Source organism: Sphaerospermopsis sp. LEGE 00249, assembly GCF_014299995.1.
Taxonomy (GTDB): domain Bacteria; phylum Cyanobacteriota; class Cyanobacteriia; order Cyanobacteriales; family Nostocaceae; genus Sphaerospermopsis; species Sphaerospermopsis kisseleviana.
On record NZ_JACJUZ010000004.1, the window covers coordinates 93,995 to 114,970 of the forward strand.

Annotated in this window: 17 protein-coding genes; 4 read left to right on the top strand and 13 right to left on the bottom strand. The window is 39.8% G+C overall.

The annotated features are described in order from the left end of the window. The first annotated feature begins 205 nt into the window (after positions 1-205). Positions 206-832, top strand: a complete 627-nt coding sequence (locus H5968_RS02830; RefSeq protein ID WP_187038722.1) for a CPP1-like family protein — start codon at positions 206-208, stop codon at positions 830-832. Between the two features lie 96 nt (positions 833-928). Here the strand turns inward: H5968_RS02830 and ptsP are convergent, their stop codons facing one another. Beyond that, positions 929-3,427, bottom strand: a complete 2,499-nt coding sequence (gene ptsP / locus H5968_RS02835; RefSeq protein ID WP_187038723.1) for a phosphoenolpyruvate--protein phosphotransferase — start codon at positions 3,425-3,427, stop codon at positions 929-931. 252 nt (positions 3,428-3,679) lie between these two features. Between ptsP and H5968_RS25420 the strand changes: the two genes are divergently transcribed. Beyond that, complete coding sequence (locus tag H5968_RS25420; RefSeq protein ID WP_255427030.1) at positions 3,680-3,946, top strand: transposase; 267 nt, start codon at positions 3,680-3,682, stop codon at positions 3,944-3,946. Positions 3,947-3,949: 3 nt separating this feature from the next. On the opposite strand, the gene mtnC is transcribed toward H5968_RS25420, so the two are convergent. The 3 genes from mtnC to H5968_RS25430 all read right to left on the bottom strand — a co-directional run bounded on the left by mtnC (position 3,950) and on the right by H5968_RS25430 (position 5,551). Further along, positions 3,950-4,810 (bottom strand): acireductone synthase, encoded by an 861-nt coding sequence (gene mtnC, locus H5968_RS02845; RefSeq protein WP_187038724.1) that lies wholly within the window; start codon positions 4,808-4,810, stop codon positions 3,950-3,952. A 144-nt stretch (positions 4,811-4,954) separates the two neighbouring features. After that, complete coding sequence (locus H5968_RS25425) at positions 4,955-5,077, bottom strand: hypothetical protein (RefSeq protein ID WP_255427031.1); 123 nt, start codon at positions 5,075-5,077, stop codon at positions 4,955-4,957. 102 nt (positions 5,078-5,179) lie between these two features. Next, positions 5,180-5,551, bottom strand: coding sequence for a hypothetical protein (locus H5968_RS25430; protein ID WP_255427032.1), 372 nt, complete (start codon positions 5,549-5,551; stop codon positions 5,180-5,182). 270 nt (positions 5,552-5,821) lie between these two features. On the opposite strand from H5968_RS25430, the gene H5968_RS02855 reads away from it, so the two are divergent. Next, positions 5,822-6,601: an SDR family oxidoreductase gene (locus tag H5968_RS02855; RefSeq protein WP_187038725.1), complete on the top strand. Its 780-nt coding sequence runs from the start codon at positions 5,822-5,824 to the stop codon at positions 6,599-6,601. Between the two features lie 80 nt (positions 6,602-6,681). Here the strand turns inward: H5968_RS02855 and H5968_RS02860 are convergent, their stop codons facing one another. The 7 genes from H5968_RS02860 to H5968_RS02890 all read right to left on the bottom strand — a co-directional run bounded on the left by H5968_RS02860 (position 6,682) and on the right by H5968_RS02890 (position 14,239). Next, positions 6,682-7,461: a photosystem II S4 domain protein gene (locus H5968_RS02860; protein ID WP_096571698.1), complete on the bottom strand. Its 780-nt coding sequence runs from the start codon at positions 7,459-7,461 to the stop codon at positions 6,682-6,684. A 120-nt stretch (positions 7,462-7,581) separates the two neighbouring features. Next, complete coding sequence (locus tag H5968_RS02865; protein WP_096571699.1) at positions 7,582-8,082, bottom strand: hypothetical protein; 501 nt, start codon at positions 8,080-8,082, stop codon at positions 7,582-7,584. A gap of 304 nt (positions 8,083-8,386) precedes the next feature. Next, entirely contained in the window at positions 8,387-8,767 is a 381-nt protein-coding gene (locus H5968_RS02870; protein ID WP_187038726.1) for a hypothetical protein, read from the bottom strand. 659 nt (positions 8,768-9,426) lie between these two features. Continuing rightward, on the bottom strand, positions 9,427-11,331 hold the full coding sequence (locus tag H5968_RS02875) for a TolC family protein (protein WP_187038727.1): 1,905 nt from the start codon (positions 11,329-11,331) through the stop codon (positions 9,427-9,429). Between the two features lie 127 nt (positions 11,332-11,458). Then, on the bottom strand, positions 11,459-13,003 hold the full coding sequence (kaiC, locus tag H5968_RS02880; RefSeq protein ID WP_187038728.1) for a circadian clock protein KaiC: 1,545 nt from the start codon (positions 13,001-13,003) through the stop codon (positions 11,459-11,461). A 151-nt stretch (positions 13,004-13,154) separates the two neighbouring features. Beyond that, positions 13,155-13,469, bottom strand: a complete 315-nt coding sequence (kaiB, locus tag H5968_RS02885) for a circadian clock protein KaiB (RefSeq protein WP_187038729.1) — start codon at positions 13,467-13,469, stop codon at positions 13,155-13,157. A 173-nt stretch (positions 13,470-13,642) separates the two neighbouring features. Then, complete coding sequence (locus tag H5968_RS02890; protein WP_187038730.1) at positions 13,643-14,239, bottom strand: KaiA family protein; 597 nt, start codon at positions 14,237-14,239, stop codon at positions 13,643-13,645. A gap of 647 nt (positions 14,240-14,886) precedes the next feature. Here H5968_RS02890 and H5968_RS02895 point away from each other — a divergent pair. Beyond that, positions 14,887-18,159: an ATP-binding protein gene (locus H5968_RS02895; protein WP_187038737.1), complete on the top strand. Its 3,273-nt coding sequence runs from the start codon at positions 14,887-14,889 to the stop codon at positions 18,157-18,159. 62 nt (positions 18,160-18,221) lie between these two features. On the opposite strand, the gene H5968_RS02900 is transcribed toward H5968_RS02895, so the two are convergent. Then, entirely contained in the window at positions 18,222-20,039 is a 1,818-nt protein-coding gene (locus tag H5968_RS02900) for a glycosyltransferase family 39 protein (RefSeq protein ID WP_187038731.1), read from the bottom strand. A gap of 171 nt (positions 20,040-20,210) precedes the next feature. After that, the gene (locus tag H5968_RS02905) at positions 20,211-20,825 is read right to left on the bottom strand and encodes a hypothetical protein (RefSeq protein WP_187038732.1); all 615 of its coding nucleotides are present in this window, start codon (positions 20,823-20,825) and stop codon (positions 20,211-20,213) included. Positions 20,826-20,976 lie beyond the last annotated feature (151 nt).

The following is a 20,976-nucleotide window of genomic DNA, read 5'->3' on the forward strand; positions in this document are numbered from 1 at the left end:
AAAACCTTTGATGGATGTCTGTGATGGCAATATGTTAAAGTAAATATGGTTTAAATTCTTGAGTCGAATAAACTCAGCTGTGCTAATATCCTGATTATGAGGATAAAAATCGGCCGAAAGCACTGTTTCGATTATCATAGAACTTAAGGTTGTTTTTTCTTCAACAAAAGACTGCTGCTGACTAGGCCTGAAGTAACACACTGCCATGAGCGATCAAAATCCCTACCAAAAACTTGGGGTATCAGAAGATGCTAGTTTTGATGAAGTTCAGGACGCTCGCAATCGCCTGTTGGAGCAACATGGTGGTGATAGCAAGGGTCGGGAATTAATTGAAGCAGCTTATGATGCGATTCTAATGGATCGCTTACGAATGCGCCAAGAAGGTAAAATTAAAGTACCAGAGCGTATCCGCTTTCCAGAAATGCGAGTTCCATCTCCACAAAAAGAAAGTCCGGTTACTCGTGATCAGTCACCTGCATGGCTGCAACGAATATTGGATCAACCGAGTCTATCAGATGTACTCGCACCAGGAGCTTGGTTCCTGGGTTTAAGTGCTATTAGTTTATTTGTTCCTGCTGCCAGTGATCAGGTTTTGCAACTGGGATTGGTGGTTGGGGTTGGAGTCAGTATTTATTTTCTCAACCGCAAGGAAAATAAATTTGGTCGAGCAGTTTTGTTTACCCTGGCAAGTCTTATTATTGGCTTAATAGCTGGGGGATTGATTGCAGTACCTGTATTACAGCAACTAGCTTTGATCAATATTACAGCAAATCAGTTTTCTACGGTTCTGACGTTTATTTTAATGTGGTTAATTAGCAGCTTTCTGCGTTGATAAGGCAAGAGGCAAGAGGCGAGAGGCAAGAGGCAAGAAAAAATAAATTAATTCTCAACTCCTGACCCTTTGATCTCCTGACTCCTGCTATATATTTTACCCTATAGGATAAACTAATTCTCTAACACTGGTGGCTGAATCTTGTTGTAATGCCACAGATGCGATCGCTTGGGCTTCTGAGATGGTTAAGTGGGCAATAGCTTGTTTTAATGATGCTATAGCTTGGGGATTGACACTTAATTCATCTAATCCCAAACCTAATAAAATGGGTGCTACTAAGGTTTCTGCGGCCACTTCTCCACATAACCCCACCCAAATATTAGCAGCATGGGCAGCTTGTACTGTTTGCTGAATCATACGTAATACCGCAGGTTGCAAAGCATTGGCTAAAGTTGCTACTTTGGGATTAGTGCGATCGCCTGCCATCACATACTGACTTAAATCATTTGTACCTATACTAAAAAAGTCCACTTCCTGAGCTAACTGATCAGCTATAGCTACTGCTGCGGGTGTCTCTATCATCATTCCTACTGCCATTTTTTCATCAAAAGCTATTCCCTCTGCTCGCAGTTCTGCCTGCACTTCGGTTAAAATTGCTTTAGCGGCTCGTAATTCTGTTAAAATGGCAATCATTGGCCACATAATTTTGATATTATTACCGTAACTGGCGCGTAAAATTGCCCTTAATTGAGTTTTCAAGAATTGAGGATTTTCTAAACAGAAACGTATTCCCCGCACACCTAAGAAGGGGTTGGTTTCTTCACTCAAGGAACTCAGATAAGGAAGTGGTTTATCTCCACCTACATCCAGGGTACGAATAATTAAGGGACGCTGGTCTAAAACCTGAGCTATAGCCTGATAAACTTCTAATTGTTCCTCTTCTGTGGGTGCTTTTGTCTTTTCCAGATACAAGAACTCTGTACGCAGTAAACCCACACCTTCTGCACCATGACTGACAGAGGTTTTGGCATCGGCAATACTACCAATATTAGCAAAAATTTGTATTCTCCGACCATCACGGGTAATTGCCGGCTGATGTGCTTTAGCTTTCGCTTCGGCTTGGGCAGTTTGCCATGTTTGACGTTTGGCTTCTAGGGCTGTTAATGTTTCTGCTGGTGGTGCTACCCAAACTTTGCCGCTTTCGCCATCAATTGCCATCAAAGTGCCACTTTCTAAGGTTAACACTTGAGGAGCTACACCCACAACCGCTGGAATGCCTAATGTGCGGGCAATAATAGCACTATGGGAAGTTGCACTCCCAGAAGTCATACAAATGCCCATTACCTTAGCTGGATCGAGTTTAGCGGTATCTGAAGGACTTAAATCTGTACCGACAATAATTGATGGTTCTGTGATGTGCAAGTCAGTGGGCAGACTACCAAGTAAAATTCTTAACACCCTACGCCCGACATCAACTACATCGTCTACTCGTTCTTGTAAATAAGCATCTTCTAGTTTACGGTAAGATTTTGCTACTTCATCGACTACAGCTTGCCAAGCTACTTCTGCATTAAGGCGTTTTTCCACAATATGTTGACGTGCGGCTTCTAGCATGACTGGATCTGCTAAAAATAACAGATGGGCATCAAAAATAGCCGCTTCCGCATCACCAATTTGTATTGATGTATGGGAAAGTAAAGAAGCAATTTCCTGTTTAGCTATTTGGATAGCAGATTGTAATCTATGCCACTCGATTTCAACGTTTTCTATGTGATATTCTGTAATTGGGATGGTGACAGATTGATAATAAATTAATGGGGCGATCGCTATTCCAGAAGAAGCAGCAATTCCTATGAGTTCTCCTTCCGTTGGTGATGTAACTTCCTCACGGGGGGCTGGTATTGCGATAATGCTATCATCTTCACCAAAGTTGTTAATAATCAATCCTTGTAAAGCTCTTAGCGCCTCTTGGGCATCCGTACCAGTGGCAGTTATCAGCAATTCATGTCCTTGACGTACTCCCAAAGTAGCAACTTGGTTAATACTGTCACCTCTGACCGCTTCTGTATTTCTAGTTAAATTTTGTACTTTAATTTGGGATTTAAACCGGGATGCCGTGGCTACAAACTGAGCAGCAGGACGAGCGTGTAAACCTAAGCGGTTAGTAATTTTGAGGCGAATTTCCTGGGTTGGAATTGCTGCTGTATTACCAGTTGGTGTACTGAAGTCTGATAATGGACTGGTGACTAAATTTAACTGAGTTGCTTTTGCTATTAATGCCCCTTGTGCTTCCGTGATCACTTGCTGGATGTTGTTGCCAGCAGCAGCAGCAACAACAGCAGCAATAGCGCCTTCTACTAATGGGGCTGCACATAAATATATTTTTTCTCGCTGTTCTGGGGGTAGAAACTCCAGAGCCATTTCCGCACTCATTAAAGCACTACCCAAATCCATCAGCACGAGAACACCATCATCTGAGAATACAGAGGCGATCGCTTCATAAACCTTGATCGCATCTGTACCTAGTGGGTGTTCTGGATCATCAACACCTGCAGCTACAGCGAGGGGAATTTTTCCTTGAACCATCTGTGCAGCTAGTTCCTGTACTCCCAGAGCCAATTGTTTACTGTGCGAAACAATAACAATACCAACCACTGTAATACCTTAGCCAGTTACCCATCCTATTATGAATTGTGAAATTGGAAAGACTGTATTTATTTAGGTTCTATTTAGGTTTGAGAGGAAAAAATTAATATTTCGTAACATTTTGCTAACTTGAAGATTTGAAAATATTTGATTATTCCTCAGAAGTTTGAGATTGTATTTGTGCTAATGCTATTTTAGCAGCTTTGCTGATTGTTTTATTTTTATCCGTTGAAGTAGAAAGCATTTCAACAGTTATAAAGTATGACCCAAGTAACAACAGATTGTACACCAAAACAGTTCAAATTCGAAAGAGAAAAAACCCGCCCAGTAGTAGTAAATTTCCAGGGTGGCAAAGTAACATTAGATGCAGGACTAAGTTTAATTGCTGAGATAGACAGAAAACTGCAAATCACATCAAGACTAGCAAAATGTGGCGTTGCTGAATCATGGGATGATTTCGCCCAATTTAGAACGAATTTTCAACGGTTTCAAACGCCAATTCATCCCGCATTTATGCAACGCGCTTGAAACTTACAGTAGTTGGATCTGATCAAAGTGTTCTACCCAGGGAAACCCTTGTGGATTGGTAGTTGCATTTCCAGGTCGCAGGGAAAAACAAGTTTGTAGCCCGGCAGTCTGGGCAGCCTGCAACTCCTCCACCACATCAGAAACAAACAAAACTTGACTAGGAGTCTCCCCTAATTCAGCTACAATAGTTTGATAACTTTTTGTAACTCGCTTTGCACCTACCTGAGTGTCAAAATAGCCGTGAATCCAAGGAGTTAAATCTCCCTCTTGACTGTGGCGAAAAATCAGAACTTGCGCCTGTACACTGCCAGAAGAAAAAATAAATACCCGCTTACCACCTTGATGCCAAACCTCTAGGGCGTGAGGAACATCGGCAAAAACCTGGGATTGCAGACTACCCGATTGATAGCCCTGATCCCAAATCTTACCCTGGAGGGACTTGAGACCTGTGGATTTGCGATCACAGTCCATAAGTGCCAAAAGATAGGGGATCGCACTCCTGGGGTCTGACGGCGACCAGGGATCTAGCCCCAGGGACTGCTCTTGTGCAAATTCTTGAGATAACTTATATAGATCCGCTTGTACATCTGGATCTAGAGCATGAGTAGCTAGGAAGGTTTCTAGGTGCTGTCGGGCAAAGGGAAATAGAACTCCAAACACATAGGAAACTGGTGTTGTTGTTCCCTCAATGTCCAGCAGGATACTCGTAATATTTCTAAAGGTAACCGTCATAAACTTTCTCAGAATCGCATTAGTAAAATTTGCACCGCGAATATCGGCCTTAATAAAGTCTGCACCTGTAAGGTTTTGACCACTAAAGTCATGATCTTGAAGATTTTTACCTGCAAAGTTAATCAACATCATTAATCAGTAATCAGTAAACCAAAAAGTTTTTCTCCGAAGAGCGATCGCTAAGTATTGTGCAGTGGATAGTAACTTAAAACAGAGAGATAGGCAACCGTATATATTAAAAATACTTATACACTACTAATTAACAAAAAAAAGATACTAACCGGAAGGAATAAAAATACCATCAACCACTTGATATTTACGCTCAATAGCTTGAGATAAAAAGGCTAACATCTGTTTGAGTGTAAAAAGTGTACGATAAATTAATCGGCTACCTTTCATCTTTCGACTAATTTTGAGCCATAGAAGATTAACCCAAATATTAACTAGAAGAAAGGATATACCAACAAATAATAACCTCAATACTGGATTTTTATTATTGGTTCATTCCTCCGTTGTAGGCTGACCATAGTAGCAGATTAAATTTAAATCACTAGCTATTTTTAGAGAATTGTTTTTTAACCCCAGAGGGATTCGGCTTTTTAATGCTTGATTTATTTGTGTTTCTAATTCACAGAAATTATCAATTTTTTTCAGATGGTATCTAATATCATTTGCTGTCGGTACATTTTTTAACTTTTTCGCTGTGTTCTCAATGCTATCCCCACTACTTGCTGCTTTTACTAAAATTTCAAATAACGTTTGTTGGTCAAATCCACCTTGAGTTTTAATTGAGAAGTTCTCTGCTAAACATTCAAGAACTTCTTCCAGGGTTTCCGAATCCGTTAAAGCCAAATGTTCTGATGGAAAAATCAATTAATTTCAACCAATATGTGACACACTACTTTCATTATCTCATCTTTGGATAACCCTGATAGCACTATAAGCATTATTTATGTTTAATGTACTTTATCTGACAACATATACGTGGATAGCCATTAGCGATCGCTCTTCGGAGAAAAACTTTTTGGTTTACTGATTCTGGTCATAGAGATTCCCAAGGAAAATTTTCCCATCTGTACACAACCGCTAGGCAGGGTTGCTACCATAAGTAAAGGTTAAGGAATAAATCAAATCATATCTAAAATGTCAACAGCTTTAATTACCGGTGGGTCAGGTGGAATAGGAAAAGCTTTTGCCGAGGGACTTGCTGCACGTAAAACTAATCTTGTTCTTGTTTCTCGTTCAGAGGAAAAACTTAACCAAATAGCCGAAAAATTAGAACAACAACATCAAGTAAAAGTCGAAGTTATACCCAAAGATTTGACAGAAACTAATGCTACTAATGAGGTTTTTGATTTTATTAAAAACAAAGAAATAACAATTGATTTGTTAGTTAACAATGCTGGTTTTGGTGACTATGGAGATTTTGCCGAAAGAGATGGAGAACGGCAACAAAAAATTATTCAATTAAATATTATGGCATTGGTAGATTTAACTCACAAATTTCTACCTTTAATGCGTCAACGTCGTTCTGGTAGCATTATTAATGTATCCTCAATTGCTGGTTTTCAACCAATGCCTTATATTTCTGTTTATGGGGCAACTAAGGCATTTGTTATGAGTTTTAGTGAAGCTTTATGGGCTGAAAATAAAGATTATGGAGTGAAGGTTTTAGTAGTTTGTCCAGGTCCTACAGAAACAGATTTTTTCATTGAAGCTCAGTTTCCTGAAACTTTAGCCAGTGCAAATAATAAACTAGCTACTCCTGAAGAAGTTGTTAAAGATGCTTTACAAGGTTTAGAAAAAGGTGATTTAAATGTAGTTAGCGGTGGTTTAGCAAATAAAATCATTGTCAATATGCACCGCTTTTTACCAAGAGAATCTTTGGTAAGTGCAATAGCTAAACAGTTTAAACATGGGTAATTGGTAATTGGTAATTGGTAATTAGGTTATTCATATTCCCTATTCCCTCTTTGCTGTCACCTGTCACCTGTCACCTCATCCTACATATATCTGGTTAATTGTACGCGGTAACGTTCTTTTTTAGTCACGGCAATTTCGCCAACTTCTAAACGTCCTTTACCGCGAATTGCTATTAAATCTCCGGTTTTGACTTGCGAACTCGCTTGAGTAATTTCTTTCCAATTTACCCGCACATCACCAGAGTCAATTAAATCAACCATTTTATTACGAGACATCCCAAAACCAGCAGAGGCGATCGCATCTAATCTTAATGAAGCTTCTACTGTGGTTAATTCTTTCTTTTTCGGTTCTCTAATTTTTAATTCATTAATATCAATAGGTTGAGTTTTCACAGGAACAGAACGCACCTGTTTTAAATTCATTTCCAGAAATTCTACCAGTTCAGGAACTACAATTGCTTGCGCTCCTCTTTCCCCCAAAATAATAATATCTCCGGTTTTTTCCCTGACAATTCCTGTACCCAACATTGCTCCTAAAAAATCACGATGGGTAGCAGTATCAAACAGGAAATTACCAGCAATTTCTAAAGCAGTAATAACAACTTGAGATGAATCTAAAGGCAGTTCAGAACGAGCGATCGCCACTCGTTGACGTTCAGCTTGGGGATATCCACCCCAGGCTACTAAATGCACCTCTGTTAACCGACTAAAAACCCGTTGAATTTCTGCTAACTCCGGCGGAGATAAAAAATCCGTTACAACAACTTCCCAAGTCTTTATAGCCTGTTCTGCTTGGTCAATTACACGGGCGATACTATCGCGGTTTTCAACACCTTTTAAAAGTTCTTCTCTTGGTAACATGGTGATTGGTGATTGGTGATTGGTGATTGGTGATTGGTGACTGGTGACTGGTGACTGGTGATTGGGAAAAATTACGAATTATGAATTACCCATTACCAATTACCAATTACCTATTACCTATTACCCATTTTCTGCATAACCTTGGATATTTTCGGGGTCATACTGCCGTAAAATGCGGTTTGCTTGGCGAGTCAGAGTTTCTGAACCTTGAACCACAATTAAATATTTACCAGCATCCAAACGGTTACGGTAGGGTAAAGCATCACCACTACCAAAAACCAAACCCACACCACCACCAACAAAGACGCTACCCATAGCACCGCTACCAGCACCCAGTAACCCACCGATAACATGATTACCGATTTCACCAGCCCAAGCAAAGGTGTTTAAACCAGTGATGAGACTGAAGGTAAAACCAGCAAAAAAGCCGAATGGTATTAACCAGAATGCCATCAATCGTACTTGTTTTTTCGCTTCTTCTTTGGGGTCTATTAAACCAAACTCATCAGCGGTTTTGTATCCTCTACCCAGGATAGTGCTATTTATCCCTTCTTTTTCTAAGCCTAAGTAAGCAGATTCAGCTTGGATACGGTCTGGTAATACGGCTACAAGGTAATTCATTGGTCTAAAAAAGTTATATAAAACAGGGTTTCTTTAATTACAGCAGGAGTCGTAGGGGCGAAGCATTCGGAAAATAGCTTTTTCATAAAATTGATAATTGGTCGCCCGAATGCTTCGCCCGTACAGAAGTCAGGAGTAAAACTCTCTTTCTGTCTAGGTTTCAAGTTAGATTCTGTACCTGATTGATCTGCAATCTGCTGTATCTTTAATCAACAGAATATCAGCACTGCTTCAACGACAGACTCAGCACTTATGAATTTCTCGTAGGGGTTTAGCATTGCTAAACCCCTATGCCCTATTTGTATCATGATTTTAAAGAATCTAAAGGTTCACAGAAATTATTTACACCTTGCTTGAGGACATATATCAAAACTGGTGTTGCCAAAATTTTGGGAAACTCAGGAATACTTCTCAGGTTTGACATCATCCCAGAAATTGAACCATTTAATAAATTATCTCTATATTCTTGTTCGCAGATAACAGCACGCCATTTTTTTGCTAAAGCGTCTAACCATTCGGAATTTGTTCTACCAGGTTCTTGTCCCGCTTTAATAGCCAGGGTCATGGCTGCATCTTCTAAGTCTCCCTCACAGTCTTCTATCAAGTCTAATGCTTCCATTGCTTGAATATCATCTGCTAATTGAGAGCGAAATTGGGCTATTTCTTGTGATGTGATTTTAGTCATAAAAGGAGATCAAGGAGTCAGGAGTCGTAGAGGCGAAGCATTCGGAAAATAGGCTTTTCATAAAATTGATAATTGGTCGCCCGAATGCTTCGCCCGTACAGGAGTCAAGAGTCAGGATAGAGCTAGTCCTAATCTGACTATTTGATAGACAAAACTATACTTATGTTGACAAGCATTGACATAAGTGAGTTAAGAAAATCGCCCACTTGATATATAATCCTACGATATCAAGTATTGAATTAAGACTATTGCCAACGCGAAAACCAAGCAATGATAGCGGTAGTCTTTCTTGTAAATCTTAACTTGAGAAATATCGCGTCTGGCTAAGGCGTGCAAGTCTACTGAGGGATAACCGCTCCCATGCTCCCGTTGAAGTAGAAAGTAAAGTCTAGCTTTGTCTAGGTTTTATATAGCAGAAGAAAGAAACATATTTATTCCCAATCACCAGTCCCCAATCACCAATCACCTGTAACAAATATAGCGTTTTTCACTAAAAAGCCTCATTTTACAGTCTAATAACTGGCAATGAGGCCTTTTGGGGTTTGTAAACAATTTTTATAGCCGGAGACAGAGTAGTTAGGACATCAATTAATCACGAAACTCTTACTACAAAAGGGTTTTACTCCTGACTCCTGACTCCTGACTCCTGCTATATTTGTTTACTTATTAAAAGCTCTGGAGGTGACGAAGCGTTGTAACTCTGTCAAAGCACGATTGTAATCCAAAATGGCGCGAATGCGATTACCTTCGGATCTGGTGAGTTCATTTTCTGCGTTAATGACATCGGTTTGAGTGCCTACACCAGCTTGAAAACGCAAACGCGCTAATCTGAGGGACTCTTTAGCTTGCTCAAGAGCCGCATTAGCAGTTTGTACGTTTTCCAAGTTAGCAAGCTGGGTAGAATAAGCTTGTTCTACTTGAAAGCGGATTTCGTTGCGTTGTTGTGCAAATCGAGTTTCCTCAATTGCCATGTTAGCTTTAGCCCGGGCTGCTCTTGCTCTTGCTGCGCCACCATCATATAAATTCAAAGTGGCTCGCACTCCCACAGAATAGCCGTCACTGACATTGACATCATCATTAAAAACATCTAGCAAGTCATAGCTGGCAACTAAACTAATTTGTGGTCCCAAAGATGCTAAAGCTTGCTTTCTTTGTGCTTCACTAATATTGCGTCGTGCCAACTGCTGTTGTAGTTCTGGACGGTTTTGATAAGCCAAGACAATGCTATCTTCTAAGCTTCTTTCCCACAGACCAGCTAATTGTACAGGATCAGCCGCACTAATATTTGCGGACTGGGGCAGATTTAAACGCACCGCTAACCGTCGCCGAGCAATGATTTGCTGAGACAGAGCATTAGTTAACTCTTGTTGAGCATTGGCTAAATTCACCTGCGATCGCAATACATCGAATCTTGTACCCACTCCAGCCCGTTCTAAAGCCAAAGCATCTCGCAAACTAGCCTGAGAGTTTTCGACTGCTGATCGAGAAATCCGCACATTTTCATCTGCTCGTTGCAAACTATAGTAATCTGTGGCTATATTTAAGCGTATTTCTTCAGATTGCCTTTCTATATCTAATTCCTGAAAACGCACCTGTTCCTCAGCTTCTTTAATCGCTGCGTTCCGTCTCCCAGATGTGTAAAGGTCATATCTCAGTTGCGCTTGACTATCGAATGCGGTATTAGCTTCAGCGTCAGATGCATTAGGATTTAACCTCTGTGCTTGTTTAGCTGCCAGTGTGCTGTTAGTGCTACGGCTGTTAGTGACATTACCACTCAAACTGACAGTGGGCAATAAAGCAGCTTGAGCTTCTTTGAGAGCAGCTTTACTGCTTTCCAACTGCAAAACAGCTACCTGTAATTCATTACTATTACGCTTTGCCAGTTCTAGAGCCTGTTCTAAGGTAATCGGCTGAGTTTCCTGAAGTTTTACTTCCTCTGGATTCGTAGGAAAGAGCAGGGGATTAGAACTGGGACTCAGGTTTTCCAGTGTTGTCTCCGTAGAACCTGTAGGAGTAGGTGTTACATTTTGTGTATTCTGAGCAGGTAGCTCTGTATTTGGAGTTCCTGATTCAGTAGGAACATTTACCTGGGCTACCTTTTGACTATCCTTATCTACATTTTTTTGTAAACAACTACTTGTGGACAGGAGCAAAGCTGCTTGGCTTTTCTGTTCTGCCTGTAAACACTTATTTAGTGCTGTTAACTGTGATACTTTTGTCACAGAAACTGGTAAAACAGTTTTCAGGCTTTTTACTGCTGGCACATTGGTATTATTAGCAGCAGTAATTTCTGTCACACTCTGATTCACCATAGCTGGAAAACTGAGTTGACTAAAATCAAGATTAGGTAAAAAGGCTGGAGAATTGTCAACCGCATTAATAGGCAGTTGCCTATTGATGTCCACAACGGAGGTTTTGACATCGGTTGCAGCCAAGACACTAGGAGAAGACACCAGCTTTACCTCATCAACTTTGATAGTTCCAGCCCAAGCTGATTGAGTTGTTAATACTGCTGCTGTTACACCAGGTAAGAAACTATGAAATAATATTTGCTGTCTTTTCACCGCATCCCCTCACACGAAAAACCATTTAGCGGCAGAAAACTTGTCTTCTCACAGAATATAACATGATGCTAAATGAAGCAAATAATATACTATATACCGAATTTAGCTTCTTTCGGGATTTAGCAGTTTACTTGTCTTCAAAACGTTTAACAATGCGAGAAAGTTCCGCCTTTTCGTCTATGCTAACGCGGCTAGGCGCTCCACTGACAATTCTCTCGTAATTACGGAAGGAATCTTTAATATTAGGTCCATCAGCCGTAATATTGTACTCCCTAATCCCTTTATCGTGCCACGAACCCCGCATTTTAAAGACGTTTATTGCCCGTGACATTTCTCCATGAATTTCTACGTACTGCAACATAATAATTGTGTCAGTGATGGTAGAAATATGAGAATCTGTAATGGAATGTGATCCCATAAATTGGTCACTGGTATTGGTAAAGAAGCCTGTAATTTCTTCTTGTTTGGCATAACCTGTTACCCCAATTACAAATTGGCGAAAAGCATTATTACTTACGCCTCTAGCTAATGCGGAAAGGGAGTCAATAGCAATGCGGGCTGGTTTAAAATCGGCAATTTCTGATTTAATAATTTGTAAGTGATCTTCTAACCCTGTGGATTCGGGATAGGTACAAATTATTTTTAATAAACCTTGGTGTTCTAATTCCTCAAAGTCAATTCCCCAAGAATAAGCATTTCGAGACAGTTGAGCGCGGGATTCTTCATAAGCAAATAATATTGCTCGTTCACCGCTGACACAACCATCTTGAATAAATTTGCTGACTAAGAGAGTTTTACCAGTACCTGTAGCTCCTGTGGCTAAAATAATCGAATCTTTAAAGAAACCACCACCACACATTTCATCTAGGGTGCTAACTCCTGAAGATACACGGACATTTGAGGACCTTTGTGTTAAACGCATTGCTCCCAAGGGGAAGATGTTAACTCCAGCATTAGTAATTGTGAATGGATATTCACCTTTCATGTGGGTTGTACCGCGCAATTTGAGAATTTCTATGGTGCGGCGGCGGCGTTCTCCTTCTAAAACGTTGCGAACAATTACCACGTTGTCAGACACAAATTCTTCTACCCCAAAGGAAGCTACAGGTCCATATTCTTCTCCTCGTTCTGTGGTAATGATTGTGGTGACGTATAATTGTTTAAGACGCGCTACGAGGCGGAATATCTCGCGCCGCACTACTCCCACTGCTTCATATTGTTGGAAGACTGCGGTAATGGAGTCGATTGAAACACGATGGGCTTTGTATTTACGAATCGCATATTGTAATCGCTCAATTAAGGCGGAAAGGTCAAAGTTACCCACAATATCTTGCCCTTCGGGATCGGGGGAAGCGTCGAGAATAAACAGTTTGCCTTCTTCAATTAGTTTTTGTAAGTTCCAGCCAAAAATATGGGCATTTTTAATAATGTCGCTAGGTGATTCTTCAAAGGTAACAAATACTCCTGGTTCATCAAAGTAGGTGATACCATTATAAAGAAATTGCAGGGATAATAAGGTTTTCCCAGTACCAGATGTACCGCTGACTAAGGTTGTTCTGCCCACTGGTAAACCGCCATGACTAATATCGTCAAAGCCCTCAATCATGGTGCGAATTTTCTCTACACCACCACTTGCTGGTTTTTGTTGTTCTTGTTGCTCTTGGTCACTCATTGTTGATTATATAGGTCTTTAACCCGATTTTTTAAATTCCTAAAGTCTGTACAGAGTTTTTATGAAAAAATGTTCTTTACTAGGGTCAAGAGTTTTAAAAAGCTGAATACTGACTGCTGAATACTGACTGCTGAATGCTGACTGCTATATGTTACTGTTGCCAGTCTTCTTCATTTAATTCTTCATAAAGTAAGTCTAAACCGATTAAAACTCTTTCTCTGTCTGAAAGATCACCTATGATTTTGCGAACGGGAGGCGGCAAAATCTTTGATAATGTCGGTGTGGCTAAAATTTTGTCTTCTTCTGCCAATTGTGGGTTTTTGAGAACATCAATTACTTTTAGGGCATAAACTCCTTGAAACTCCTGTTCTAAGATGTTCTTCAGTGTGTTTAATGCTCGCACGGAGTTGGGTGTGTTCCCTGCGACATATAGCTTGAGAACATAGGTTTTTTTGGCTTTATTCATAAATGTACAGTTTAGATATGAGAATAGGAATACAAAATAGGCTGACGCATTTGTTGAAACTAATAACAGATGCCTGTTGCAATAGGATTAATCTGAAAAAATTTAAAAATCAATCCTGTCAATTTTTGATTCTTTAACTCATGAGTCACAATCCAAGATAGCATGAATTTATCTCAGTTCATTTTAGACATAGAACATCTATATACTTCACACAAATGTGCCAGAATATCTATCAAGGTCAGCCTGTAATCTAGTAATGTTTCATCGCTCCTGCCTTCTAATTTTAGCTGTTTGGAAAATTCGTCAATCAGTTCTACATGAATTTCTATAATTTGTGGCACAGGAATATTAGCATAAAATAAGGTGTTGATGAATTTATCAATTGCAGTTTTGAGAGTTGTGTCTGTGATAAAATAATTGATGAGAATTTTCCGGTAATCAGATTTGAGGTTCGCTAATAGTTCCTGCTTTTCCGATGGACTCATTTCTTGAAACCATTGCTGGCCTTTCTGTTCATTACACGCCAATACATGATTATTCTTATTAAGATGCTTTCCTGATAGATTGTTATTTAACTGCATCCTATTGTGTAAAAATTGTCCGTTGATAGGAGTGGTAGCAGTCAGCGGCAACCCAAAGAATTGAGAAAAAATCTCATCAATCAAATTCCTGCACTGCCCGATTAAACCAGCTTGGGTATTTGCCGTATCAGCATTATATAAATATTTCTTAAGAATTGCTGGACAAATCAATAATATAGGTAATAACATTTATTGTTTATATATATTGTTTATATATGATGAACGCTGAGAGTGTCGCTTCAGTGCTGATTGAGTTTGATAAAAACTTTTCAGTAAAATCAGGGTAAAGAACGCCTTTTGTCAAAAATTATTGAGAAATTACCAATTCCTAACTGGTTTTGTCCCTCAGTGATATAACTTGGTAGGTAATCGGTGAAGCGTTCAACAGAGAATGTGTGGTAGCTAATCTGATGATCTATAAATGTCTATCTATCGGCATATAGATTTTTCCATTGTACTCCTTGATAAGATGCATAAACAAATTTAAAGTATGGTTTCATTTTAAATCATTATAATTCCTCAAGGTTCTAAAAGAATCTTTGGAGCGATAATTGTTTTAGCTGTAACTATCGATCAGGAGTTTCCATACCAGTAAGATGCTGGTTGTTTACTCATTCACAAGAGTGGCACATTCAAGTATAACTGCTCTGGGAATGATGAAATTCGGAAATTGCCGATCAAAGTGAGTGAATCGCTGGGATAGATTTACAGTAGTATCTCTAGGAAAGATTTTATGCGTCTTTTAGGAGGATATGGCTTCAGGCCTGAAAAATATCAGCACTTTGGCAGATGTTGATGCCAGAGGCAATTACAGGAAGAAAGATCCCCTAAGCCTTATGTTAATGCTACAGTACCCGCTTTATGACTTTCTAGCAACCGTACCCAGTTGCTCCCAAACAAGCACTCTGGCAGTGGTGCTGGAGATTTTGGAGAAAGAACAGTGCGATCGCTTGGTAGTGGTAAATCAACAACAAAGTCCCATAGGATTATTGTATTCTGCCCGTTTAATCCCAAAATTATTAACAGCAGCCAGTGGTGAAACGTTTTTAAATCTACAGCAATCAATTTCCACTTTGAGTCCTAGTCTGATTTCGCCCATCAAAACCATACCAGCTTCTGAACCACTGGATAAATTAAGTTTGTTTTTACGTCACCAACAAAACCAAAAAAATAAAAATTTAGATTGGGCATTGATTGATGCAGATGGTAAATTTTTAGGTCTGCTAGATAACCTACGCCTACTCAGCTTTTTAGCTAAAAATAAAGTTACAATTGCCTCTAAAGTTGCTGGGACGACGGAAAATAATACTAGAAGAAAAAATCGCTCTTATAAGCAGAATCAACATCAATCACCGAGATATAACGCTTTAGTGCAGTTATTGGAAAGACTGCCTTGGCCTTTAATGTTGCAAACAAGCACCGGTGAAGTTTTAACACAAAATCCTGCTTGGTGGCAACAATTAGGAGTTTTGAAAGATCCAGAAGGAATTAGGCTACAAGTAGAAACTATCCTATCTCCTGTCAGGCGTGAAGACCCAGAATATATCCATCGACAAACATTCAAGGCTTATTCTGATATTAACAAGGGTGCAAGTGAAGATGCTGTGACGCTGATGCCAGAAGCCAGAGGTCATAACTTGCATACAAGCAGTCAAGCACCTCACTCCACATCGGTTTTAGCAATGATGCAGGAGCAGCAAGGAAAAGCAAATGTTACATCCAGTCATTGCTATTTGGATGCTCAACAAGGTACTTGTACTTGTGTTGTTCAGGTGCAAAATGGTCAAGAGCAAATTTGGCAGTTTGCTAAAATCCTCCTGGATAGTCCTGAATTAAAAGTTGGGGGTAGTGATGCAGAAGTTGTCAACTCAACTAATAATTCAGCAAATTTCACTGATAATCTGTGGTTGGTTTTAGCTACGGATGTGACCGAACAACAACAACTTTTTAAAGAATTGGCAGCTAAAAATGCTGATTTAATTCAACTTAATCGGTTGAAAGATGAGTTTCTAGCTTGTATTAGCCATGAATTAAAAACGCCCTTGACAGCAGTTTTAGGCTTGTCAAGATTACTGGCAGATCAACAATTAGGAGAACTGAACGAAAGACAAGCACGTTATGCGGGTTTGATTCATCAAAGTGGCCGTCATTTGATGAGTGTGGTCAATGACATTTTAGATTTGACGCGGATGGAAACGGGACAGATGGAACTGACTCCATCGCTGGTACAGATTCGGGAAGTGTGCGATCGCGCTTTATCAGAAGCCAGAACACTTCACAGTCAACCGAGCAAAAGCACCGATTTTTCAAATGATCACCAATTCAGCCTGACCATTGAACCTGGTTTAAAGGAGATGGTAGCAGATGAATTACGCTTGCGGCAAATGCTGGTACACTTACTTTCCAACGCCTTTAAATTCACTGAAACCACTGGGAAACTGGGGTTGCGGGTAAATCGCTGGGAAGGATGGATTGCTTTTACAGTGTGGGATACAGGTATTGGTATTCCTGAACATCAACAACATTTAATCTTTCAAAAATTCCAACAGTTAGAAAATCCCCTAACTCGCCAATTTGAAGGCACTGGTTTAGGGTTAGTATTAACAAGGGCTTTAGCTCGATTACATGGTGGAGATGTGAGCTTTTTGTCTCGTGAAGGTAAAGGTAGCCAGTTTACATTGTTATTACCTCCTTCTCCTCCCAAAACCAGTTTTTCTGAATCAGAGGGGGGAAATTTAGAAGTACATCAACCTATTTCTTCTCAAAGGTTAATATTAGTAGTTGAGGCAGTAGCGCGATATATTGAAGACCTGACCCAAAATCTCAAAGGTTTAGGTTATCGGGTGGTGATTGCGCGTTCAGGGACGGAAGCATTAGAAAAAGCGCGGCGCTTGCAACCAAAAACGATCTTTTTGAATCCCTTACTACCCCTGCTTTCCGGTTGGGATGTACTGACTTTACTAAAATCTGATAGTGCAACTCGCCATATTCCTGTGATTATCACCGCTACGGGGGCAGAAAAAGAACACGCTTACGCTAACAGGGCTGATGCTTTCTTGAGTTTGCCAGTGGAACATCAAGCTTTAGTACCCATTCTAGAAAGATTGTGTGCTACACCAGAAGTTCAGCAGGTAGGTTTAACAAATAGCGATATTGTACTGGAAAAAACTCCGTTGCGGATTCTGCGGTTGGTGAATCCAGAATTAGAGTCTGTTAATCCCCAACCCTCCCTGCGTGAACATCGAGTCATTGAAGTAGATGATTTAGATCAGGCAGAAATTTTAGCGCGGGTGTGGCAGTTTGATGTGATTTTGTTGGATGTTGACAATTCTAATGCCCAACATTATCTGCAACACTTGATGAAGTACCAAAGGTTAGCAAAATTGCCTTTGGTGACTTGTGATGTAGCCACAACCTTGGCAGCTTCCCAAATACCAGGATTGGGTGTATTTCCTTGCTTAACGCCATTGGGTAGGGAAAATGAGCATGGTCACGGCAAACCAGATCCTTTATTATCAGTGTTGGAAATTGCTTCTAATATTGGTTGTCCTCCTAATATTTTAGTCGTAGATGTGGCTAAGTTGGGTGATTTGCCACAGGTAAAACGCAAGTCAGCTAAGGGTTATAGGTTACAAAAGAAATCTGCTGTGCAAGATGTTAACCAAACACTCACAAATGATCAGGAAATGGGTTATTCTGCACAGAATAATGAAAGGGGATATGAGTGGTTTCAAGCTTTAATTCAGTATTTACAAACTGCTGGTTTTAAAGCTGCTATGGGTAACTCTTGGACTGAAGTTTTGCAACAAATTCGCCATCAAAGTGTTGATTTACTATTAATTGGTTTGGGAGAATCTGCTGCTGATAAAGAAGTACAAGAAGCGTTAAAAGCCTTGTCAGATTTATCTTTTAATTTACCTCCAATTTTGGTAATTGATAAAAAATTAAATCAGGTAAATACAGCCATTGATCAAAACCAAAATAACCAAAATAATGATTATTTGTTGTTGGGAGAAATACCGGAAAGTATCGCTATTCAGAGACTGCCTCATTCGATTTCAATGGCAGACTTATTAAATCAAATTAATCAAGCATTAGGAAAGGGGTAGTTGATAATTGACAATTGATAATTGACAATTGACAATTGTCAACCTATTCCCTTGTTGACAAATTACGAAATTTTCATTTTTTCCTTTTTATCTTGTTTCATGCGTTGGAAGGGTATGCGAATCAAATTATAAGCTCCTTTAGTGGCAATATCTTTGTAATTATCTGGTGGTAAGTCCATTTCCATCAACTTTTTATGTTCGGCTAAAAGTAGTAATGATGGTGGATTGTTTTTTTTGGATGCTTGAGTGTGAATATAATCTAAAGCTTCTTGTGCAGCAGAAAGGTAAGTGACTTTTTTTTGTGAGTAGAAAGTTACTGTTGGTTTTTTGAAACCTACCATCACTAATTCTTCATTAGGTTGTTTTTCTTCAACTGCAAGTACAGATAATTGTCTTAAAGGTGCTTGTCTTTGTGCATCCATCATAAATAATGCTGGCATTAAAACAATTGCCAAAAATGCTACAAATCCCACAATATTAATAGCAATGATGGGACGGAAACTACGAATTAATATGAAAGCGGCGATAATAATCGCAGTAACCAGCCAAATTATCCCCCCCCAATTTGTTAAACCTGAATTTTGAATTTGCTGGTAAAGTTCCGGTGCTGCGGGATCTGTTCCTACTAATTTGAAGAGGTTAAATAATGCGACTGCTATTGTAGATACAAAGGCAACGTTTACCCAACTGCTGATGCGGAAAGATTTTTGTGTTTGGGTGTGGTAAAATAGATCACTCCAAAATAAAGCTACCAGAATAGCTGCTGCTGGCATTAAAGGTAATACATAACTGGGAAGTTTGGTGACAGCGATGGTGAAAAACCCAAATACACCTAAAAACCAAAAACAGACAAATAAACCTAAGTGTTGAGAACGTTCTTGGTTGAGAAAGTGGGAACGCCGCCAAAATTTTAGTCTAGCTATAGATGCAGGGATAAAAACTGAATATGGTGCAAACCCCAATAACACGACTAAAAAGTAAAAATACCAAGGCGCTGAGTGACCGTTAACTACTTCTGTAAAGCGTTCTATGTTGTGATAGCCAAAAAAGGCATTAATGAAATTCCAGCCATTGCGCCAAGCCACTAAGATGTACCAGGGAGCAGATACGAGGAAAACTAGGAATAGTCCGAAAATTGGGCGCATTTCTCGCCATAGTTGCCAGAATTTGCCTAAGTATACGGCAAAGGCGATCATGATGAAACCTGGTAAAACTATGCCGACTGGTCCTTTGGTTAAAATTGCTCCACCCATCAACACATAACTAGCTAAATACCATTTATTAGGGAAGCGGGAAGGGGTGGAATTTTGAGCGTATCCCAAAAAGAAACATAGTAAGGCGGAGGCTATACAACCGGTGAGTAACATATCAGATACACCGATTCTTCCCCAAACTATCATTTCTGGGTTGAGTGCCATGATGGCTGATGCTAGGGCGGCTGTTAGGTAACGACGGGTGGGGTTTGCTGTTTGTTCTAGTTGATCTTTTTTGGCAAAATACCACTGCACAACGTAGAACGATAAAGCTGTGACAGCAGTTGCGGCTAGTGCTGAGGGTATACGTGCTGCCCATTCGTTTACGCCCATAATAGAGTAGGCGATCGCTTGACACCAATAAATTAACGCTGGTTTGTCAAACCGAGTTTCACCATTAAAAAAGGGTGTGATCCAATCTCCTGTAACTAGCATTTGCCGGGAAGCTTCGGCGAAAAGTGGCTCTGTTTCGTCAACTAAGCCGATACTACCCAAATTCCAAACAAAAGCTATGAAGTTAATCAACAGCAACCAGAGGATAGCAATAGTCACAGCAGGGGCTGGATGCTGTTCTATGTTTTTAAACCATTGGTCAATAGGAGGGCGATCGCTCAATTTTATCCTCATAAATCCATATTTACAGACACGGTAAATTGTGTCTTTCCCATAAACACAATAATTCAAAAGTCGTTTATTAGTTATATTTTGTTCTCAGATCACAGCTAGAGTGTGGGGTGTGGGTAAACCTACCGTATTTGCGACAATAAAAAACTTAGGTAATAGGTGACAGGGTACCCATTAAGGAATTAATATTAATTCCCATTCTTCGGTTTGAGGATTCCATTTTGGTGAGGGAGTTTTCCCAACAACATAAGGACCCCAATAGCGTCGAGAGCCATCTTGGGCAAAGGCCACTAAAATATCTCCTTGATCTAGTTTTAAATTACCCTCTGGCAGAGATAAAATTAAACCTTTTTCACTACCTTCTTGGGGATCAAAATCCCAATGTGCCGGAATATTATATTTATTTTTATTGGCTGAGGTATTTTTAACTGTTGAATGTTGCCCTAAGAGGACCAAACGCACAGGCTGATTTGTTTTATTACTCATTCGCAAACTGCCAAAGTTTGTAGTTTGATCAGTTTGGGCAGGTGAATTTTCTGTAGTGGGTTTTTCTGTTTGCTTGCTGGTTGCACTGGCAACATTAGTTGTACTAGCAGATAGAACTTGCTTTGACGCACTTGGTGAGTTTGTCTGTTTTTCTAATGTAGCGGTTTGATCTGTCAGTGTTGATAAAATGTCTGGCTGCTCAGGCTCAAAGGATACACTCAGTCCTAAGCATCCGGCTACAAGTCCTAGTAATCCTAATGCAAAAGTTATCACTGCCAAATTGCGATACATAGAAGATTTCATAATCATACTTTTTAGAGATAAGATTTTTTTCAGTTGTGATTGGTGATTGGTGATTGGTGATTGGTGATTGGTGATTGGTGATTGGGAAAAATATAATTAATTACCTATTACCTACTACCTATTACCCAGTCCCCAGTCCCCAGTCCCCAGT